21 protein-coding genes and 1 pseudogene are annotated in these 19,649 nt (G+C 74.7%); 14 read left to right on the forward strand and 8 right to left on the reverse strand.

Going from position 1 to position 19,649, the window contains the following annotated elements; translation table 11 throughout:
• Positions 1 to 150 precede the first annotated feature (150 nt).
• The 11 genes and pseudogenes from RB614_RS05560 to RB614_RS05610 all read left to right on the forward strand — a co-directional run bounded on the left by RB614_RS05560 (position 151) and on the right by RB614_RS05610 (position 9,265).
• On the forward strand, positions 151 to 2,229 hold the full coding sequence (locus tag RB614_RS05560; protein ID WP_308711263.1) for an ArnT family glycosyltransferase: 2,079 nt from the start codon (positions 151 to 153) through the stop codon (positions 2,227 to 2,229).
• 34 nt (positions 2,230 to 2,263) lie between these two features.
• Positions 2,264 to 3,328 (forward strand): aldo/keto reductase, encoded by a 1,065-nt coding sequence (locus RB614_RS05565; RefSeq protein ID WP_308711264.1) that lies wholly within the window; start codon positions 2,264 to 2,266, stop codon positions 3,326 to 3,328.
• A 244-nt stretch (positions 3,329 to 3,572) separates the two neighbouring features.
• Positions 3,573 to 4,178 carry a hypothetical protein gene (locus RB614_RS05570; protein WP_308711265.1) on the forward strand — a complete coding sequence of 202 codons (606 nt, stop codon included), beginning with the start codon at positions 3,573 to 3,575 and terminating at the stop codon, positions 4,176 to 4,178.
• Between the two features lie 230 nt (positions 4,179 to 4,408).
• Positions 4,409 to 4,576 carry a hypothetical protein gene (locus tag RB614_RS05575; protein WP_308711266.1) on the forward strand — a complete coding sequence of 56 codons (168 nt, stop codon included), beginning with the start codon at positions 4,409 to 4,411 and terminating at the stop codon, positions 4,574 to 4,576.
• Positions 4,577 to 4,720: 144 nt separating this feature from the next.
• Positions 4,721 to 5,104: pseudogene (locus RB614_RS05580) on the forward strand (glycosyltransferase); the annotation flags it as partial.
• A gap of 139 nt (positions 5,105 to 5,243) precedes the next feature.
• Positions 5,244 to 5,876, forward strand: a complete 633-nt coding sequence (locus RB614_RS05585; RefSeq protein ID WP_308711267.1) for an HlyD family secretion protein — start codon at positions 5,244 to 5,246, stop codon at positions 5,874 to 5,876.
• 6 nt (positions 5,877 to 5,882) lie between these two features.
• Positions 5,883 to 6,155, forward strand: a complete 273-nt coding sequence (locus RB614_RS05590) for a hypothetical protein (RefSeq protein ID WP_308711268.1) — start codon at positions 5,883 to 5,885, stop codon at positions 6,153 to 6,155.
• 41 nt (positions 6,156 to 6,196) lie between these two features.
• Positions 6,197 to 8,113: a glycosyl hydrolase gene (locus tag RB614_RS05595; protein ID WP_308711269.1), complete on the forward strand. Its 1,917-nt coding sequence runs from the start codon at positions 6,197 to 6,199 to the stop codon at positions 8,111 to 8,113.
• Between the two features lie 119 nt (positions 8,114 to 8,232).
• The gene (locus RB614_RS05600) at positions 8,233 to 8,757 is read left to right on the forward strand and encodes a hypothetical protein (RefSeq protein ID WP_308711270.1); all 525 of its coding nucleotides are present in this window, start codon (positions 8,233 to 8,235) and stop codon (positions 8,755 to 8,757) included.
• Positions 8,758 to 8,910: 153 nt separating this feature from the next.
• A complete protein-coding gene (locus tag RB614_RS05605) occupies positions 8,911 to 9,099 on the forward strand; it encodes a hypothetical protein (RefSeq protein ID WP_308711271.1) in 189 nt (62 codons plus the stop codon).
• Positions 9,086 to 9,265 carry a hypothetical protein gene (locus RB614_RS05610; RefSeq protein ID WP_308711272.1) on the forward strand — a complete coding sequence of 60 codons (180 nt, stop codon included), beginning with the start codon at positions 9,086 to 9,088 and terminating at the stop codon, positions 9,263 to 9,265. The genes RB614_RS05605 and RB614_RS05610 overlap by 14 nt, the downstream gene beginning before the upstream one ends.
• On the opposite strand, the gene RB614_RS05615 is transcribed toward RB614_RS05610, so the two are convergent.
• A complete protein-coding gene (locus RB614_RS05615) occupies positions 9,262 to 10,614 on the reverse strand; it encodes a 6-phospho-beta-glucosidase (protein WP_308711273.1) in 1,353 nt (450 codons plus the stop codon). The genes RB614_RS05610 and RB614_RS05615 overlap by 4 nt on opposite strands.
• A gap of 105 nt (positions 10,615 to 10,719) precedes the next feature.
• Between RB614_RS05615 and RB614_RS05620 the strand changes: the two genes are divergently transcribed.
• Entirely contained in the window at positions 10,720 to 10,959 is a 240-nt protein-coding gene (locus tag RB614_RS05620) for a hypothetical protein (protein WP_308711274.1), read from the forward strand.
• A gap of 12 nt (positions 10,960 to 10,971) precedes the next feature.
• Here RB614_RS05620 and RB614_RS05625 read toward each other — a convergent pair whose 3' ends face one another.
• Entirely contained in the window at positions 10,972 to 11,427 is a 456-nt protein-coding gene (locus RB614_RS05625; RefSeq protein WP_308711275.1) for a hypothetical protein, read from the reverse strand.
• A 21-nt stretch (positions 11,428 to 11,448) separates the two neighbouring features.
• Entirely contained in the window at positions 11,449 to 12,594 is a 1,146-nt protein-coding gene (locus RB614_RS05630) for a glutathione-independent formaldehyde dehydrogenase (RefSeq protein WP_308711276.1), read from the reverse strand.
• A 165-nt stretch (positions 12,595 to 12,759) separates the two neighbouring features.
• Here RB614_RS05630 and RB614_RS05635 point away from each other — a divergent pair, with 165 nt between their 5' ends.
• Positions 12,760 to 13,092 carry a YciI family protein gene (locus RB614_RS05635; protein WP_308711277.1) on the forward strand — a complete coding sequence of 111 codons (333 nt, stop codon included), beginning with the start codon at positions 12,760 to 12,762 and terminating at the stop codon, positions 13,090 to 13,092.
• A gap of 238 nt (positions 13,093 to 13,330) precedes the next feature.
• The gene (locus RB614_RS05640) at positions 13,331 to 14,494 is read left to right on the forward strand and encodes an RNA polymerase sigma factor (RefSeq protein WP_428982927.1); all 1,164 of its coding nucleotides are present in this window, start codon (positions 13,331 to 13,333) and stop codon (positions 14,492 to 14,494) included.
• Between the two features lie 87 nt (positions 14,495 to 14,581).
• On the opposite strand, the gene RB614_RS05645 is transcribed toward RB614_RS05640, so the two are convergent.
• The 5 genes from RB614_RS05645 to RB614_RS05665 all read right to left on the reverse strand — a co-directional run bounded on the left by RB614_RS05645 (position 14,582) and on the right by RB614_RS05665 (position 19,621).
• Positions 14,582 to 15,310: a DsbA family protein gene (locus RB614_RS05645; protein ID WP_308711279.1), complete on the reverse strand. Its 729-nt coding sequence runs from the start codon at positions 15,308 to 15,310 to the stop codon at positions 14,582 to 14,584.
• The gene (phoU, locus tag RB614_RS05650) at positions 15,307 to 15,948 is read right to left on the reverse strand and encodes a phosphate signaling complex protein PhoU (RefSeq protein ID WP_308711280.1); all 642 of its coding nucleotides are present in this window, start codon (positions 15,946 to 15,948) and stop codon (positions 15,307 to 15,309) included. The genes RB614_RS05645 and phoU overlap by 4 nt, the downstream gene beginning before the upstream one ends.
• 73 nt (positions 15,949 to 16,021) lie before the next feature.
• Entirely contained in the window at positions 16,022 to 17,023 is a 1,002-nt protein-coding gene (gene cydB, locus RB614_RS05655) for a cytochrome d ubiquinol oxidase subunit II (protein WP_308711281.1), read from the reverse strand.
• A 12-nt stretch (positions 17,024 to 17,035) separates the two neighbouring features.
• Positions 17,036 to 18,448, reverse strand: a complete 1,413-nt coding sequence (locus tag RB614_RS05660) for a cytochrome ubiquinol oxidase subunit I (protein ID WP_308711282.1) — start codon at positions 18,446 to 18,448, stop codon at positions 17,036 to 17,038.
• Positions 18,449 to 18,634: 186 nt separating this feature from the next.
• Positions 18,635 to 19,621: an Acg family FMN-binding oxidoreductase gene (locus RB614_RS05665; protein WP_308711283.1), complete on the reverse strand. Its 987-nt coding sequence runs from the start codon at positions 19,619 to 19,621 to the stop codon at positions 18,635 to 18,637.
• Positions 19,622 to 19,649 lie beyond the last annotated feature (28 nt).

The raw sequence follows: 19,649 nt of genomic DNA on the forward strand, positions 1-19,649 counted from the left end.
GCGCGTCGGGGCGGCAAAGCGACAATCCGGGCCCGATCGGCGCGCGGGCCCGGCGGACGGCGCGAAACAAGCCTGTCACCTTGACGTTTCCGCAGATCGGCCGGCTTGGTAGCTTGATGACGTGCGGTCGAGGTGGCGAGAGGACGTGCGGTGACGAGCCGTCCGGCCACGTCGCTTCCGCTGCTCGGCTGGGTCTTCCTGGGAGTGCTGTACGTCGCGACGGTGTACGTGACGATCGTGACCCGGGTGCAGTGGGGGCCGGACACGGCGTTCCACCTGGCCTGGACGTTCCGCCTGCTCGGCGACTCCGAGCCGGAGGCGGTGCGGCGCACGGTCGAGTTCCTGGCCGACAAGGACGGCATCGACTGCGCCACCTCCAGCCTCCCGTGGTGCCACGCCGAGAACTACCAGATGTACTTCGCCGGCGACTACGCCGCGACCGTCGGCCCGCGGGTGATGACCCGGCTGCTCTCCGCCCCGTTCGTCGCGGTCTTCGGTCCGTGGTCGATGGTGGCGGTCTCCGTCGTCGCGTACGCGGCGGGCGTCGCCTGCCTCGCCGTCCTCGCCGCCCGCATGTTCGGGCCGCGGTGGGGGCTGCTGGCCGGTGCGCTCGCGATCACCCCGTGGCTCGCCGCCAACTGGGCCGTGCACGCCAACACCGAGGCGCTCGCGATGGCGTTCACCACCGCGGCGATGCTCGCGCTGCCGCTGCGCCGCCGGGCCGGCTGGCGCGACGTGGTGGCGTTCGCGGTGCTGCTCGGGCTCGGGCTGTTCACCCGGCAGTTCGCGGTGTCGGTGACCGTGGGCACGGTCCTGGCCTGGCTGGTCGTCGCGGTCCGCGACCGGCAGGTGAAGAACGCCTGGGCGCCGTTCGCCGCGGCCGGCGCCGCCGCCACCGCCGTGATCGTCTGGGTCCAGGGGCAGATGACCGCCTCGTACGCGGGCGGCTTCTCCACCATCGCCACCTACGAGAACAACACCGGCACGCACGGCCTCGCCGAGGTGGTGGCGTCGGTGCCGGCGACCGCCGCGCGCATCGTCGCCGGCGACTGGGACCACATCCGCACCGACCTGGTGCTCACCGCCGTGCTGCTGGCGGCGGCGCTGAGCGTGGCGTGGCGCTTCCGCAGCGAGCTCTCCGCGCTGGTCGTGGGCATGATCGGCACCACGCTCGCGCTCAACCTGATCGTCAACGACGACTCGATCTTCCGGTACCACACCCCGAACTACCCGGTGTACGTCCTCGCCGCCGTCGCCCTCCTCGCCGACCTCGCGGCCGGTCGCCGCCCGTCCGCGACCACCGAGTCGCCGACGCCGCCGGGTCCGCGGGCCGCACCGCCGTCGCGCGTGCCGGTCGCCGCCTGGGGCGCTCTCGGCATCGGGTACGTGGTACTGGCGCTCGTCATCCGCAACGTCAACGTCGGCAAGGCCTCGGTCGGCAGCGGCCCCGCCCTGCCCGACCCGACCGTGGCGAGCTGGCCGGAGAGCGTGACGCCGATCCTCGCGTACGGCGCGGCGGTGGCGCTCGTCGCCTGGCAGGGCAGCCGGCTGTGGGGGCGGTCGGGGCTGGTCGCCGCCGCGCTGATGCTGGTGCCGTCGGTGATGGTGCCGCTCGCCCGGGCGGAGTTCCTCGAACCGTTCGCCGCCCTCGCGGTCGCCGCCGCCCTCTGCGCGCTGCCCTGGCGGGGTGGAGCGCCGCGCGGTGGGCCGCTCTGGTTCGGCGCCGGGGTGCTGCTGGCCACCGCGATGGACCCGTTCGCCGGGGTGGTCGCCGCCGGTACCCTCGTCGCCTGGGCCACCCGCCTGGAGCCCCGCAACCCGTGGGCGCCGTACCCCCTCGTGGGTGCCGCCGCAGTGGCCGCCGCGCTCGGCGTGCGCGCCGCCTCCGGGCGCGACCTGGTCGGCACCGCCGCGGGCGACCCGGCGGTGGTCGTCGACTGGATACCGGTCGGCTCCGACTTCATGCTGATCGCCGTGGCCGCGCTGGTCGCCGTCGTGGGCGTGCGCGCCTGGCGGGACGAGCCGGCCGTACCGCTCGCGCTCGGTGCCATGGCCGCCGCCCTCGCGCTCTGCGCGACCGTCGACGCGGTCACCGGCCTGCGCCCGGTGACCGCGCTGATGCCGGTGCTCGCCCTGGCCGGCGCGGCCGCCGTGGCCCGCCCGCTCGGGCGCCGGCAGCGGGTCTCCGTGGCGGCCCGCAGCGCCGAGCCGGCCGACGCCAGCGCTTGACTTCGAGCCCGCTCGAAGACGTAACGTCCCGACCATGCGTTACCGCGTACTCGGGGGCACCGGTATCCAGGTGAGTGTCCACTGTCTCGGCGCCATGATGTTCGGTTCGGCGGGCAACCCCGACCACGACGACTCCGCGCGCATCATCCACGCCGCACTCGACCGCGGCGTCAACTTCGTCGACACCGCGGACGCCTACTCGGGGGGCGAGTCCGAGGAGATCGTCGGCAAGGCCCTCGACGGGCGGCGCGACGACGTCGTACTGGCGACCAAGGTGCACTTCCCGATGGGCGAGGGCCCCAACATGGGCGGCAACTCGCGCCGCTGGATCGTCCGCGAGGTCGAGGCGAGCCTGCGCCGGCTGCGCACCGACTGGATCGACCTGTACCAGATCCACCGCCCCGACCACACGACCGACGTCGAGGAGACCCTCTCCGTCCTGACCGACCTGGTGCGGGCCGGCAAGATCCGGGCGTTCGGCTGCTCGACCTTCCCCGCCGACGAGATCGTCGAGGCGCACCAGGTGGCCGAGCGGCGCGGGCTGGGCCGGTTCCGCACCGAGCAGCCGCCGTACTCGCTCCTGGCCCGCGGCGTCGAGGCGGCCCTGCTGCCGGTCGCCCAGCGGTACGGCATGGGCGTGCTCACCTGGAGCCCGCTCGCCGCCGGCTTCCTGTCCGGCAACGTCCGTAAAGACCGGCCGGTCGACCTGACCACCGGCCGCGCCCGGCTCAACCCCGGCCGCTTCGACCAGTCGATACCGGCGAACGCCGCCAAGTTCGAGGCCCTGGAACAGCTCGTCGCGCTCGCCGGTGAGCTGGGCTGCACGCTGCCCCAGCTCGCCGTCGCGTTCCCCGCCGCCCACCCGGCGGTCACCTCCGTGATCATCGGCCCGCGCACGATGGAGCAGCTGGACGGGCTGCTCGAGGGGGCGCCGCTGGTGCTCGACGACGCCACGCTGGACCGGATCGACGAGATCGTCCCGCCGGGCACCGACCTGTACCGGGCGGACGGTGGCTGGCAGACCCCGTACCTGGCCGAGGCGGCCCGGCGCCGCCGCCCCTTGGACGACCGCGCCGCCGCCTACCCCCCACGTTGGTGATCGAAGCTCCCGTCAAGTCGTTCTAGCGACGTGAAGGGAGCTTCGATCACGCTGACCCTGGACGGTCTCCAGCTCGGCGATGTACGGGGGGACGCCGCTCTGACAGGCTGTGCCCGTGCGCGAACGGCGCCTCCTGCTGGCGGAGGGCGAGCGGCTGGGGGGCGGGGCGGGCGCGGGGGGGGGGGGGGCCGGGGGGGGCGGGGGCGAGAGGGCGGCCGGCCGCGCCCGGGGACTGCTGGCCGAGGTGCCGGTCGCCCGCTGCCCGTTCACCGACGCGCTGGTCTGCTGGCCGATCGACACGGCGGGCCTGGACGGGTGGTTCTGGGAGTACCCGAGTGGGGTCCGCCGCGACCCGCGCGACCTCCCGCCGTCCTGGGTGGCGATGACCGGGGCGATGCGGCTGGCCGAGCCGGTGGAGCACACCCCGTTCCCGGTGGCGCCCGGCCCCGGGGCGCCGTTCGTGGTGCCGCGCATCCTGGGGGCGGCGCCGGAGGTGCGGGGCGTGATCGCGCAGGTGCCGGTCGGGCGGCACACCGGCTGGGCGATCAGCTACTTCGGGCGGCCGGCGGCGGGGACCCGGCTTGTGGACATCTGGGGCACCGACTCCCACCCGCTCGTGGAGGGCGGCCGGTGGACGGGGCGGGCGCGGGAGGAGCCGGAGGCGGCGCGGTACGACTTCGACCTGGAGCCGTGGGTGGGGACCGGTGCCCTCCTGTGGATAACTCCGGGGGACGAGTCGGCGACGCTGCGTAAGGGTGTGGACGGCTGCCCCTACCTCGGCCTGCCCGGGAGGCGCGCGCTCGCCGTCGTCGAACGGGGCCGGGTGCGGTACACCGCGCGGCTGGGATGAGAGTCCACATCGGACGATCCGTGGATCGACGGTCTACAAGGGACTGATCGGGTAGGGACCCTTAACCAGATCGGGCGCGGATAAACGCGACACGGCCAGATTGTCACGGGTGTGACTCGCCACAACGGCCGCGAAATGCGGGACGGCCGGCCCTGTCCTATCGTCGGGAACGGTATGCACCACATCGGGGCGAACGTCGTTCTGAGACCGAAAACCCAGATGGGAAGCCCATGCCGACCACCGCACCGTCCGGCCGGACGCGCGGCGCGAACAGGCGCCTGGCCTGGCGGCCGCTGCAGAGATCGACCCGGGTGGCGATCCTCGGAGCCTTGCTCGCCACCATCTTCTACCAGGTCTTCCTGCTCAACCCGGCCTACCGGGGTCCACTGTGGCTCTGAAGCGCGATGCTGCTCGCCGAGGGGCTGACCGCGCTGCACGTGGTCGGTACCTGGTGGACGATCCTGGCCAACGACGACCGCCCCGAGCCGGTCGGCGCCACGGTCTGGCGCGAGCGGCTGCGCGCCGGCGCCACCCCGCCGACCATGGACGTGTTCGTCACCGCGTACGGGGAGCCGCCCGAGCTCGTCCGCCGCACGGTGGTCGCCGCGCGCGACATGGAGCTGCCGCACCAGACCTGGGTGCTGGACGACGGCGACAGCGACGAGCTGGCCCGGGTGTGCGCGGAGGAGGGCGTCGGCTACCTGCGCCGGGCCGAGCGCGCGCACGCCAAGGCCGGCAACGTCAACGCCGCGCTGGCCCGCACCACCGGCGAGTACGTGGTGATCCTCGACGCCGACCACGTGCCCGAGCCGAACTTCCTCATCGAGGTCCTGCCGCACTTCCAGGACCCGGACGTGGCGTTCGTGCAGTCACCGCAATACTTCGTCAACCGGGTCAACCTCGTCGCGCGCGGCTCGGCCGACCACCGACGTCAAGACGACCGAGATCCCGCTGCCCCGGCCGCCGGCGCGCAGCGAGCAGACGTACGCGGCCGCCTCGCGCCGCCGCCCACCGGCCCGGCTGCGGCTGCGCGCCTTCCTGCGCGGGCTGCGCACCACCGTCGTGGTGCTGGTCCTGCTGGGCGTGGCGATCGCCGGCGGCATCTACATCGCCCGCGACCGGCTGGCCGAGGGGAGGTACGTCGAGTTGGGCCACGCGGTGCTGACCGCGCGGCCGGTACCGGTGGGCAGTGCCGCCGCCGGCACGGTGAAGAGCGTGAAGGCGGCGCCGCAGACCGAGGCGTCGGCCGGCGACGAGCTGGCCCGGGTGACGGTCACCGCGCCGGACGGCGACCCGGAGGAGAAGGTGCTGCGCGCGCCGATCGACGGCATCGTGTCCGATGTGGACGCGGCGGCCGGCGGGGTGGCGGGCCCGGGACAGCCGGTCGTCACGCTCTACGACCCGGCCAAGCTCACGTTCAACGCCGACGCCTCGGTCGAGGAGCTGCGCCGGCTCCGGCTGGACATGGCGGCGAGCATCACGGCGAAGGGGCTCGACGACCCGATCGCGGCGCGCCTCGACCGCGTCGTCCCGCGGGTCGGCGACACCCGGGCCAGCGAGGCGTTCACCGTGGTCCTGGTGCCGGACCAGGGCGAGCGCGGCACCGTCCGGAAACTGGTGCCGGGACTGCCGTTCACCGTGCGGATCGACACCCGGACGGCCGCCGGGGGCACCCCCGCGGTCAACAGCGGGAGGTGAGCGGCGATGCGGCATCCCCGTACGGCGCTGGCCGTGCTCCTGCTCGTCACCGTCGCGGCCTGCGACTCCGGCGAGGACCGACCACCGGCGGATCCGGCCGCCGCGCCGGCCGCCGAGGCCGCCGCCCGCACCCGGATCGCGCCCCCCGACCCGGGCGGGAAAGGCAGCTTCGCCACGGGTACGCCGCTGGCGGCCACGCCCGGCAAGGCACCCGCCCAGGCCGGCGGTGACCTGAAGGGCCGGCCCTGCCGACGAACCAGTGGTGGAGCTCGGCGCTGACCGGGCCGCTCACCCAGCAGATCTGGGCCCGCCCGCTCGCGGTGCGCGCCGCCGACGGCGGGCTGCTGGTCAGCTCCGCGCCGCCGACCGCCTCCGCGAACGCGGTCGTCACGCCGTTCGTGCCGGCGGTCACCGCGGGCGGGCCGCTGCGCGGCGTGGAGGTCGTCGGGTACGGGGCGTTCCACGTGGTCCTGCGCGCCACGCTGCGCGACGGCGGCTCGGTGGAGGCGACCGTGGTGCAGGGCAGCCCGCTGCTGTACCTGCGTTTCGAGGGCACCGACCCGGTGCTCACCGCCGCCGGCGAGTCCTCTGTGGACGGTGCGGCGGCCCGCCTCACCGTGGCCGGCCAGCGCTGGGACCTGCTCGCCAGCGGCGGCGGGTGGCGGCAGGACGGGACGCGGTTCACCGCCACCGGCGCGGCGCGGGGGCGGGTCGCGGTGGCCCGGGTGCCGGACGGCGCCGACCAGGGCGCCTGGGACGCCGCCGCCGCGGACGCCGCCGCCCGCCCGGTGCTGGCGACCCGCGCCGCGACCGGGTACGACCCGGCGGCCGGCACGGTCACCCAGACGCTCACCGCCGACCGCGGCGACGGCCGGCCCGGCCTCTGGGCGCTGCTGCCGCACCAGCAACGCTTCGCCGCCGGAACGCCGCGCGAGCTGGCCGGCGCGTACCGGGACGCGCTCGGCACACTGTCCATCGTGGAGGCCGGCGAGATCCGGGTACGGGTGCCGATGCCCGGCCTGCTCACCGCCGCACCCCAGGTCGCCGGCGCCGACCGTACCCGCGTCGTGGCCGACCTCGACCGCGACCTGGCCGACGAGCCGGGCGCCGGCGGCAGCTACTTCGGCCTGAAGGAGCTGGGCCGGCTGGCCACGATCGCCCAGGTGGCACAGGGCGTGGGCGCCCAGGACCGGCGGCGGGCGGCGCTCGACCGGCTCCGCCCCCAGCTGGTCGACTGGTTGACCCACGGCGGCGGGGACGACGCCCGCTACTTCGCCTACGACCGGACCTGGGGCGGGCTCGTCGCGGTACCGGCCGAGTTCGGCAGCCAGGACTACAACGACCACCACCTCCAGTACGGGTACCTGGTGCGCGCGGCGGCCGTCCTCGCCGCGGCGGACCAGGAGTTCCTGCGCGACTACGGCGGCGCGGTCGACCTCGTCGCGCGCGAGTACAGCGGGGGCGGCGAGGGCTTCCCGCCGTTCCGGGTCTTCAACCCCTACCTGGGGCACAGCGCCGCCTCCGGGTTCGCCCCGTTCGCCGACGGCAACAACCAGGAGTCGTCCAGCGAGGCGGCGGCCGCCTGGGAGGCGGTGGCGGCGTGGGGCCAGGTCCGTGGCCGCGCCGACCTCGTCGCGTACGGCGTCACCCACTACGCGCTGGAGACCGCGACCGCCCGGATGTACTGGCTGGGGGAGGGGCTCGCGCGCCCGGCCGGGTACGCGCACCGGGTCGCCGGCATCGTCTGGGACGCGAAGATCGACTACGCCACGTTCTTCGATCCCAAACCGGAGTCGGTGGAAGGGATCCAGCTGCTGCCGCTGACGTTCGGCTCGCTGTACCGGGCCGACCCGGCCGCCGCCGAGTCCCGGGTGGCCGCCCTGGACAAGGTCACCGGCGGGCAGCCGCGGGTCTGGGGCGACCTGTTCGCCGCCGACCTCGCCGCGGCCGACCCGGACGCGGCGCTGCGCCGGCTCGACGGCGGGCCACCGCGGGAGGAGAGCACCAGCCGGGCCATGGTCCGGTACTACGCCTCGTCGCTGGCCGCGTTCGGCCCGCCGCGGGAGGAGGTGACCGCGGACGCGCCGTACGGGATGGCGTTCGGCGACGCCCGCCGCCCCACGCTCGCCGTGGTCAACCCGACCGGCGAGCCGCGCACGGTCACGTTCCGCCGGGCCGGTGAGGTGGTGGCCCGCGTCGACGTGGCGCCGGGCCAGGCCGTCACCCGTACGCCCTGACGCCGCCTTGCGTGATAGCGCAACGAAGTTCGCCGCGGACCCGGTTCGCGGAAGACAGTGACGGGTCGCTGTGCTTGGATTGGAACACCAGTTCGGCCGCGTCATGGGGGAGGTCGCGCGTGGCAGGCAGCGGTTCGGTGGTCCGAGCTCTCGTGGCGTTGATGGCCGTCACGGTCGGGGTGCTCACGCCCGCGCCGGCGATGGCCGCGGATCCGGTGTGGCACCGGGCGGCGTGCTTCTCCGGGACGGTCGACACGGTCGAGGTGACCGAGCGGGGGCAGGCGTTCCTGCGGATCCAGGGGCACCTCGACTGCGCCGTCCAGGACAAGGCGGCCCGGTTCGGCTACGCCCGGTACGACCTGGCCAGCGAGTGGGGCCAGGTGCGCGCCGGCGACCTGCGGCGCTACCGGGCCGGCGAGCCGACCCCGTTCGCCGAAGGGCGGTACGTCGCGGAGGGTCCGGCCGACTTCGCGGTCTGCGTGGTCACCGACTACGACGCACCGGTCGACTGCGTCCGGGTGTACCGGGCCGACCCGGCGTCGGCGCTCGACGTGGCGCCGCTGCCGCGCAAGGACGCCACCTACAGCCGCCCGGTCCGGTTCGCCGACGGCGACTACCGTCCCGCCTGCGGCGGCTGCTGGTGAGCGCGCCGTGGACGTCCACAGTGGTCAGTCGTAGTCGACGTCCGGGCCGGCCGAGGCCGCGTACCCGGTGATCTCGGGTCGTCCCGGCGGGCCGGCCGCGGGTGGCGGCGGGCCCGGCGGTGGGTCGGACCGTCCGCCCGCGGATGCGCGTTTGTGGCCCGCGCCGAGAGCCCGGCGGCCCGCGGCCTGTACCGCGGCCTGGGCTGGACGCCCGGCGACGAGTACCGCGACTCCGACGGCGTGCCGTGGGCCCGCTACACGCGGGATCTGCGACGGCTGAGCGCGGCGGGCCTTCCGGCCGGGGGCACCGCGCTGCGAGAATGCCGGCATGGACGACACTGAGCGAGGCTCGGCGGACCATCCGCGGGCGGGCGCCGTGATGGGCCGGCGCGCCTTCTTCGGCCGTACGCTGCTGGCCACCGGCGCGGTGGCCGCCCTGGCGGGGCTGACCGGCTGCCCCGGCGGCGACGGTGACGACGACGATGACGACGAGGACGACGACGACTAGGGAGCGCGCCGCGGACTCAGGTAGGACAGTTGCGGGTGGTGCCGGGTGTAGGCGTCGAGGAGGCGGCGGGCGACCGTGACCGAGTCGACCAGCGGGTGCAGCGCGATCGCCTTGAGCGCCGCTGACCGTGACCCGGTGACCGCGGCCTCGATCGCCGCCCGCTCCACCGCCTTGACGGCGCAGACCAGCCCGGCCGCGTGCTCGGGCAGCGGGTCGGCGGGGAGCGGGCGGGCGCCGGTGGCGTCGACCGCGCAGGGCACCTCGACCACCGCCTCGGCGTCGAGGATGCCGAGCGTGCCGCGGTTGCGGACGTTGAGGACGAGGGTGGCCGGCTCGTCGTGGGCGATCGCGCGCATCAGGGCGAGCGCCACCTGCTCGTACCCGCCGCCGTCGAGGTCGGCGGCGTCCCGCGGGCCGGCGCCGGTGGCGGCCCGGCCCTCCGCGCCGTACGTCCGCTCGCGTTCCAGGCGGGCGTCCTCCCAGGCGGCCAGCGCCGAGCCGGGGCCGGCGGCGGCCGCGTAGAAGCGTCGCTGCTGCTCCAGCAGCAGGGCGCCGCGGGTCCGGCCGCCGGTGCGGGCGGCGGCCACCGCCTCCCGCGTGTAGTAATAGTGGTGCAGGTACTCGTTGGGCACCGCGCCGAGGGCGCGCAGCCAGCCGGCGCCGAAGAGCCGCCCCTCCTCGAACGACGCGAGTGCCTCCCGGTCGGCCAGCAGCCGGGGCAGGTGGTCGGTGCCGCTGGCGTGCACGCCGCGCAGCCAGCCCAGGTGGTTGAGGCCGGCGTAGTCGAACCGGACGGCGGCCGGGTCCAGGCGCAGCGCCCGGGCCACCCGGCGCCCCAGCCCGACCGGCGAGTCGCAGATGCCGATGACCCGGTCGCCGAGGTGGGCGGCCATCGCCTCGGTGACCGTGCCGGCCGGGTTGGTGAAGTTGACGACCCAGGCACCCGGTGCCAGCGCGGCGACCCGGCGGGCCACGTGGCGGGCGACCGGCAGAGTGCGCAGCGCGTACGAGACGCCGCCGGCGCCGACCGTCTCCTGCCCGAGCACCCCCTCGTCCAGCGCGATCCGCTCGTCGGCCGCCCGCCCGGCCATGCCGCCGACCCGCATCGCGGAGAAGACGAAGTCGGTGCCGCGGACGGCCTCGTCGAGGTCGGTGGTGGCGGTGACGCGGGGCGGGTCGGGGATGCCCGCGGCCTGCTCGGCGAGGACCCGCCGGATCGCCGCCAGCCGGTCGGCGGCCACGTCGTGCAGGACCACGTCGGTGACCCGGCCGGGCCGGCGGTCGGCGAGGAGGGCCCGGTACACCAGCGGCACGCGGAAGCCGCCACCGCCGAGGATGGTCAGCCGCATGCCGTCTCCACGCCGGAAAGTATCCGCCACCCCGGGCGGTGACCGGGTCGCGATGTCGTTCAGGTGGCGGATCTCTCGGACGGCCGGTGCGACGAGCCTGTGGGCATGAGCGTTATGCATCGCGGCGACGAGCACCTGCACTACAGCGACAACTCGCACCGGTGGATCGCCCCGCCGGACGTGGAGCAGGCCATCTGGGAGGCCGGGCTGCGGGCGCACATGGCGCAGCACCGCGCGACGATGGGCGGCCCGTTCAACATCGACGAGCTCATCGAGGTGCCGAAGGCGCGGGTACCGCAGCGGCCGGCCGCCGTCCCGCAGCAGCAGCGGCGCCGCGCGGCCTGAGCCAGGGGCGCCCTACAGGGCGATCTTGGCGCGGGCGGCGGCCAACCGGCGGGCGCCCGGCATGTGCGAGGTGAACAGCCACGACCGCGCGGCGCAGCGCCGGCAGGCGCGGGCCGTCCCGACCCGCTGCCGGTGCCCGTGGGGGTCGACGTACAGCAGGTGGTGGCGCTCCTCGAGCGGATGTCCGCAGCGCCGGCAGAGGCCGACGTCGACGTGGCTGGTGGTGTAGGCGTAGTGCCGCTCCGCGTACCGGACCTGCTCGGGGGTGACGCCCTTGACCTTCAGCTGCGGGTTGCGCGGCGCCCCGCCGAACATGCCACCGAGCACCGAGTGGGAGACCGCGTCGGCGCCGCCGGCGAGGGGGTGGAACACCCGGCGGATCCGGGAGAACGCGTCGGAGGAGTGTGCGGCCAGCCACTGGTCGTCGGCCTCCGTCCGCCACGGCTCCCAGCCGTCCCAGGTGACCACCCCTACGACGATACGCGGGTGTCAGGCGGCCGGCGCCGGGTGAAGCAGGACCTTGGTCCAGCCGTCCTCGCGCTTGTCGAAGTGCTGGTACGCCTCCGGCGCCCGCTCCAGCGGGAGCTCGTGCGAGACGACCTTCGACGGCTGCGCCCGGTCGTGGACGATCAGGTCGCGCAGGTGCCGGTTGTACCGCTTGACCGGACACTGCCCGGTGCCGAAGCTCAGGCCCTTGTGCCAGGCCGTGCCGAACTCGAACGGGATCCGCCCGGCCCGGGCCGGCTCCTCGGGGGAGTTCGGGTCCCGGGGCACGTACACGCCGACCACGCCGATCCGGCCGGTGTCGCGGACGACCTCGATCACCCGGTCCAGCGCGAGCTCGGGATGCTCCCGCTCGGTCGCGTCCCGCGCCTGGAAGCCGACCGCGTCGATGCCGCAGTCCACACCGGACCCGCCGGTCGCGTCCAGGATGTACCCGGTCGGTTCGGTCCTGGTGAAGTCGACCGGCGTGGCGCCGAACTCGTCGGCCAGGACCAGGCGGTCCTGTTCCTTGTCGACGACGAAGACCCGCGCGGCGCCGCGCAGCATCGCGCTGTGCGCGGCCATCAGGCCGACCGGTCCGGCTCCGAAGATCGCCACGGTCCGGCCCGGCGCCACCCCGGCCAGCTCGGTGCCGTGGTAGCCGGTCGGGAAGATGTCGGACAGCAGCGCGAAGTCGCTCTCCCGCTCCTCGCCGGCGGGCAGCTCCAGCAGGTTGAAGTCGGCCCACGGCACGTTCATCCGCTCGGCCTGCCCGCCGCGGTAGGGGCCCATCCCGGGGTACCCGTAGCCGGCGCCCGGCTGCCCGGAGGGGTTGGCGCGCAGGCACGCCGAGGTGAAGCCCTCCTCGCAGTTGCGGCAGGAACCGCAGGCGACGTTGAACGGCACCGAGACCCGGTCGCCCACCTTGACCCGGTCGACGCCCGGCCCGATCTCCTCGACGATGCCCATGTTCTCGTGGCCGAGCACCGTACCCGGCTCCATGGCCTCCCGCCCCTCGTACGGGTGCAGGTCGGAGCCGCAGATGTTGGTCGTGGTGATCCGGATGATCGCGTCGCGCGGCTCCTCGATCCTCGGGTCCTCGACGTCCTCGACCGCCACCTCGTACGGCGCGCGGTAGACAACGGCCTTCACGTTCGCGCTCCCTTCCTGAGGTCCATCAAGTTGGGCATACCCAGACAAGACGGGCTACACCCGCCGGAGTCCGTGCGGATTACCGAGGTTTCCGGGTGATGGTTGTCCGGATACGCGCGAGCCGTTCGTCAGGGTGGTGAGATCCAGACGAGAAGGAGCGCTGAGATGAAGTACATGATGTTCGTCTGCACCGACACCGAACCGGACACCGACAAGACCCCCGAGCCGGACATCGAGGCCTGGGTGACCGAGAACGACGCGAACGGTCGCCGCCTCGACGGGCACGAGCTCGCGCCGGTCAGCGCCGCGACGACGGTCCGGGTGCGCGGCGGCGAGCTGCTGGTGTCGGACGGGCCGTTCGCCGAGACCAAGGAGGTCGTCGTCGGCTTCGACCTGCTGGAGTGCGCCGACCTCGACGAGGCGATCGAGGTGGCGCGGACCCACCCGATGGCGCGGGCGGGGCGGATCGAGCTGCGCCCGTTCGCGGACCTTGGCTGAGGCCCGCCGGCCCTCGGTCGCCGGGCCGGGGGCGGCCGGCGGTGGTGGGGAAGCCGTGGCCTCGGCGGCCGCCGAGGCCACGGCGCGGGCCTCCCGCGCCCCGATCGTGGCGCCGCTGGTCCGGGTGGCCGGGGACTCCCCCCGCCCGGGGGGGGCGGGGGGGGGGCGGGGGGGGGGGGGGGGCCCGCCGGGGCCGGGGGCCCCCCCCCCCCCCCCGGCGCGGGACTCCCGCGCCCAGATCGTGGCGACGCTGATCCGGGTGACCGGGGACTGGACGCTCGCCGAGGACTGCGCGCAGGAGGCGCTCGTGCAGGCGCTCCAGCGGTGGCCGGCGGAGGGCGTGCCGGCCAACCCGGCCGGCTGGCTGATGACCGTCGCCCGCAACCGGGCGACCGACGTGCTGCGCCGGGCCGCCGTCGAACGCCGCAAGCTGCACGAGTTGGCCGCTTACCCGCCCGCCGTCGCGGACCCGGGAGCACCGGACGGGGAGGAGGAGGTCGTGGACGACCGGCTGCGGCTCATCTTCACCTGCTGCCACCCCGCGCTCGCCCTCGAGGCCCGGGTGGCGCTCACCCTGCGTACGATCTGCGGGATCCCGACCGCCGACATCGCCCGCGCGTTCCTGGTCAGCGAGTCGACGATGACCCGCCGCCTCACCCGGGCCAAGACGAAGATCGCGGACGCCCGCATCCCGTACCGGGTGCCGTCCGGCCCGGCCCTCGCCGAGCGGCTGCCCGGCGTCCTGGCGGTGCTGTACCTGCTGTTCACCCGCGGGTACGACACGGACGGCGAACCGGCCTTCGCCGACGAGGCGATCCGGCTGGTACGGCTGCTGGACGCCCTGATGCCCGGCGAGTCCGAGATCTCGGCGCTGCTCGCCCTCTTCCTCTTCCAGCACTCGCGCCGTGCCGCGCGCCGTGACGCCGGTGGCGACCTGGTCCCGCTCGACCGGCAGGACCGCGCCCGCTGGGACCACGCCGCGATCGCCGAGGGCCGCGCCGTGCTGGGGCGGGTGCGGGAGGACGGGCCGTACGCGCTGCAGGCCCGCATCGCCGCCACCCACGCCGCCGCCACCTCGGTCGAGACCACCGACTGGCCGGCGATCGCCGCCTGGTACGACGCGCTCGCCGCCCGTACCCCGTCGCCGGTGGTGGCGCTGAACCGCGCGGTGGCGCACGGCTACGCGTACGGGCCGGCGGCCGGGCTGGCCCTGCTCGCCGAGGCCCGCGCGGGTGGTGCGCTCGACGGGTACCCGCTCGCCCTCGCCGCCGAGGCCGACCTCACCGCCCGGGGCGGCGACCGGGAACGGGCGGCGGCCCTCTTCCGGCGGGCCGCCGCGCGAACCCACGCCGAGCCGGAACGCCGCGCCCTCCTCGACCGCGCCGCCGACCTCGACCCGTAGGGCCGCTACACCGCTTTCGGTGTCGGGGTGATGCGCCGTGATCGAAGCTCCCCCCAAGCCGCTAGAACGACGTGACGGGAGCTTCGATCACAGACGTGACTCCGAAAGCTCGACGGCGGCGGTCAGGGCGGCGGCGGTCGGGGCGGGCAGGCGCTGGCCGTCGACGAGCACCGTGGGCGTGCCGTTGAAGCCGCTTCGGGCCATCTCGTCGGTCACGTGGGTGACCCAGCCGGCGTACCGCCCGTCGCTCAGGCACTGGGCGAACGGCTCGCGCGGGATGCCCGCGCCCGCGGCGAGGTCGGCGAGCCTGCCGTCGGTGTGGCCCGCGCCGCCCTCCGCCGGCTGGTCCGCGTAGAGGGCGTTCGTGTAGGCCGTCAGCCGGCCGGCGTCGGCGGCGCAGCCGGCCCCGGCCGCCGAGCGGGACGAGTACCGGTTGGTCGAGTAGTGGTCGAGGATCGCGACCGTGTGGTAGACGACGCTGATCCGCCCCTCGCCGACCAGGCGGTCGATCGTCGACCCGGCCTCCTGCTCGAAGGCGCGGCACGCGGGGCAGAGGTAGTCCAGGTATACCTCGACGGTCACCGGGCCGTCGCCGACGCGCAGGCCGGCGCGGTCGGCGGTGGCCGTGGCGGGCACCGCGAAGTCGCCGCCGCCGTCGTCCTGGGCGGCGTAGACGGCGTACCCGGTCGCCCCGGCAGCGAGCAGCACGGCGACCGCGGCCGCGGTGACCAGCCGGTTCCGCCGCCGGCGCCGCTGCCGGGCGATCAGCTCGCGGGCCGCGCGGGCGGCCTCCTTGCGGCTGGCGCGGCTGCTCATGCCGCGCGCTCCCGCTCCGCGGACACCAGGAACGCCACCCGCCGGCCGGCGTTGACCGCGTGGTCGGCGTACCGCTCGTAGAAGCGGCCGAGCAGGGCGGCGTCGATCGCCGCCTGCGTGCCGTACGACCAGCTCGGGTGGAACAGCCGGGCCAGCAGGTCGCGGTGCAGCGCGTCCATCGCGTTGTCGTCCTGGGCGAGTTCGGTGGCCCGGGCGGCGTCGGGCTCGGAGAGCACCCGGACCAGCTTGGCGGCCATCCGGTCGGCGACGCCCGCCATCTGCCCGAAGAGCGGGGCGACCTCGGCCGGCTGCGGCTCCCCGTGCGCGGCGGTCCGCGCCACGTGCTTGGCCAGGTCGCCCATCCGCTCCAGGTCGGCCGCGACGTACACCGCCGAGAACAGCGCCCGCAGGTCGGTGGCGACCGGCGCCTGGCGGGCCATGGTGTCGCGGACCCGGTCCTCGATCCGCCAGCAGAGGTCGTTGATCTTCTCGTCGCCGGCGATCGCCGACTCGGCGGCCGCGCGGTCGGCGGCCAGCAGGGCCGCCGTGGCCCCGCCGATCGCCGTCCGGACCGCCTCTCCGGCCGCCACCAGCATCTGCTTGACCAGGTCCAGCTCGGCCTGAAGCTCCGTACGCACGGGGTCCTCCTCGTGTCTCGTCCCGTCGCGACCAGCGTCCGGCGCCGCGCGACCCCGGCACCAGGGCCGGAAGTCACGCGTCCGGGATGTCCCGGACCCCGATCCGGCGGCGGAACACCCAGTACGTCCAGCCCTGGTAGAGCAGCACGATCGGGGTGAAGACGACGGCCACCCAGGTCATGATCTTCAGGGTGTACGGGGTGGAGGAGGCGTTGTCGACGGTGAGGCTGTTCGCGCTGTCCAGTGTGGACGGCAGTACATCCGGGAACAGCGCGCTGAAGAGGGTGGCGACGGCGAGCGCGATCGCCGCCGCCGTCCCGAGGAACGCCCAGCCCTCGCGCCCGGCCCGGTTGGCGGCCAGCCCGCCGAGCAGCGCGGCGGCGGCGAGCACGGCGAACACGACCGCGGCCGCGCCGCCCCGGACGCCGACCAGGGTCCAGGCGAGGAACACCACGGCCAGCACGGCGGCGACCAGGCCGGCGCGGGCGGCGATCGCGTTGGCGCGTACCCGGATGTCGCCGGTCGTCTTGAGTGCCAGGAACACCGCGCCGTGCGTGACGAAGAGGCTGAGCGTGACCAGGCCGGCCAGGAGCGCGTACGGGTTGAGCAGGTGCCAGAACCCACCCGCGTACTCGTGGTCGGCGTCCAGGCGTACGCCGCGCACGATGTTGCCGAAGGCGACGCCCCAGAGCAGGGCCGGCACGAGCGAGCCGGCGAAGATGGCCTTGTCCCAGCGCGCCTTCCACTGTGGATCCGAGCGCTTGCCGCGGTACTCGAACGCGACACCGCGCAGGATCAGCGCGGCGAGGATGAGCAGCAGCGGCAGGTAGAAGCCGGAGAAGAGGGTGGCGTACCACTCGGGGAACGCGGCGAACATCGCGCCGCCCGCGGTCAGCACCCAGACCTCGTTGCCGTCCCAGACGGGGCCGATGGTGTTGATGACCACGCGGCGCTCGCGCTCGTCGCGGCCGAGGACCGGCAGCAGGACGCCGACGCCGAAGTCGAAGCCCTCCAGGACGAAGTAGCCGGTGAAGAGGACCGCGATGAGCAGGAACCAGAGGGTGGACAGGTCCATCGTGGACGCTCCTCAGTAGGCGAAGGAGAGCGGGCGGTCCTCGGTGTCGTCCGCGCCCGAGTCGGTGGGGGGTGGTGGCTCAGGCAGGCCGGCCTTGGCGAAGCGGAGCAGCAGGCCGACCTCGATGACGGCGAGCAGGCCGTACAGGAGGGTGAACCCGGCCAGCGACGTGACCACCTCGCCGGTGGAGACGGTGCGGGAGACCCCGTCCCGGGTGAGCATCTCGCTGAACACGATCCAGGGCTGGCGCCCCATCTCGGTGAAGATCCAGCCGAACGCGTTCGCGGCGAGCGGCAGCAGGGGCAGGACCAGCGCGGTGCGCAGAAGCCACCTGGACGCCGGGGCGCGGCCGCGGCGCAGTGTCCACAGTGCCCAGACGGCGGCGAGCGCGGCGAGCATGCCGAAGCCGATCATCAGCCGGAAGCTCCAGTAGGTGACCGGGATGACCGGCGTGTACGAGCCGGGCCCGAACTCGGCCACGTACTGGTCCTGGATGTCGTTGATGCCCTTGACCTCGCCGTCGAAGTCGCCGGTGGCGAGCCAGGAGAGCAGGTCGGGGACCTTCAGCGAGTAGACCTCGCGGCTGCCGTCGAGGGTGCCGATCGTGAAGATGGAGAAGGCGGCCGGCTGCTCGGTCTCGTACAGCGCCTCCGCGGCGGCCATCTTCATCGGCTGTACATCCGTCATGATCTTGCCCTGGATGTCGCCGGTCACCAGCGTGGCGACGGCCGCGACCACGGTGACCCAGGCGCCGAGCTTCGCGGCGCCGCGGAAGGCGGAGGTCTGGTCGGTGCCGGGGCGGCGGATCAGGTGCCAGAGGGCGACCGCGAGCACGAGCGCCCCGGCGGTCAGGAAGCAGCCGGCGAGCGTGTGCGGGAACGTGACCAGGGTGACCTTGTTGGTCAGCACGGCGCCGAAGTCGGTGAGCTCGGCCCGGCCGGTCTCCGGGTTGAAGTGGTAGCCGACCGGGTGCTGCATCCACGAGTTGGCGGCGAGGATGAAGTACGCCGACAGGATCGTGCCGATCGACACCGCCCAGATGGTGGCCAGGTGTACGCGCCGGGGGAGCCGGTCCCAGCCGAAGATCCAGAGGCCGAGGAACGTCGACTCCAGGAAGAACGCGAGCAGCGCCTCGATGGCCAACGGAGCGCCGAAGATGTCACCGACGAAGCGGGAGTAGTCGCTCCAGTTCATGCCGAACTGGAACTCCTGCACGATGCCGGTCACCACGCCCATCGCGAAGTTGATCAGCAGCAGCTTGCCGTAGAACTTCGTCAACCGCAGCCACCGCTCGTCGCCGCTGCGCACCCAGACCGTCTGCATGACCGCGACCAGGAACGACAGGCCGATCGTGATCGGCACGAACAAGAAGTGGTAGACGGTGGTGACCCCGAACTGCCACCGCGCCAGATCCAGAGCGTCCACGGACTGTCCCCTTTCAGCCGCTATGCCCCAGTATGTCGCTGGGCGCTCCGCGATGCGGCGTTCTTGGAGAGAATCCGTTTCGACCAGGGCCGCCGAGAAGGGCCGGAGGGCCCTACCCGGCGGGACCTGTAGGCGGGACCTGTGGCCCAGGCCCCGGCACGGCCGGTGAGAGCCGCGACCCGCGGGTCAGCCCGCGGCCACCTCGATGGTCTGCTCGACCGGCAGGCGCGGGGTGTGCGGCGGGCCGGCGGTGTCCGGGTCGGCGGTGCCGAGGCGGAGCACCAGGTACGGGTAGCCGATGCCGCTGATCACACCGCGCAGCGTCTGCCGGGTGGCGGGCAGCTCGATCACCGAGCTGAACGGCAGCACGGTGACCCCGAGCTCGGTCGCGACCAGCCAGCCGGCGGAGAGCGCCTGCCCGGCCCGGAGCCAGTCGGCCGGCTCGTCGCCCGGGCCGTACAGCACCGCGTAGGCGGCCGCCTTGTCGTGCCCCGGGCCGACCGTGAGCGTGCCGGCGCGTACGAAGTCACGGCCGGGCACGGTCGTCTCCGGCGCCTGGCTCGGGATCGCCGTGTCCGGGATGCCGCTGCCCTCGGGCCGGTCGCCGCCGATCCAGTACGCCAGCTCGGTGCGCTGGTCGTCGTCCTCGGTCTCCACCTTGTCGGCGTGCGAGGCGGCCGCCGCGAGCTCCAGGATCTGGTCCCGGGTGAGCAGGTGCAGCTCCAGCCCCTCGCCCTGGACCGCCGCGTCGATCGCGTCGATCGCCGCCGCGCCGGCCGCGGTGTCGCTGACCGGCCGCCGGTCGGTGTGGCGCACCCGCACCGCCTGGAACAGCCGCATGGCCTCCGGCGTGACCCCGGTGCGGCCGGTGAGGGTGACCCGGGCCAGCAGGTCCGGGTCGGCCGGCTCGGGGAGCCGGGTCACGTGCGCCGCCCAGCCCGCCGCCGAGAGCGCGACCAGGGCGTGGTGCAGCGCGGTGCCGCAGCTGACGGTCAGCAGCCGCCCCTCCGGGTCGGCCACCCGCAGCTGGCGCTCCCGGACGGCGTACAGGTCCAGCGCCGCGTCCGTGACCCGCCACCGCCAGGGCTGTGTGTTGTGTACGGACGGCGCGTAACCGGCGGCCGCGGCCGCCTCGGCCAGGGCAGCGGCGGTCGGGCGTTCGGCGTCGCTCATATCGGTTCCTCCTTCTGTCGCCCCCATC

The organism is Phytohabitans maris (assembly GCF_031085175.1).
Classification (GTDB): Bacteria; Actinomycetota; Actinomycetes; order Mycobacteriales; family Micromonosporaceae; genus Phytohabitans; species Phytohabitans maris.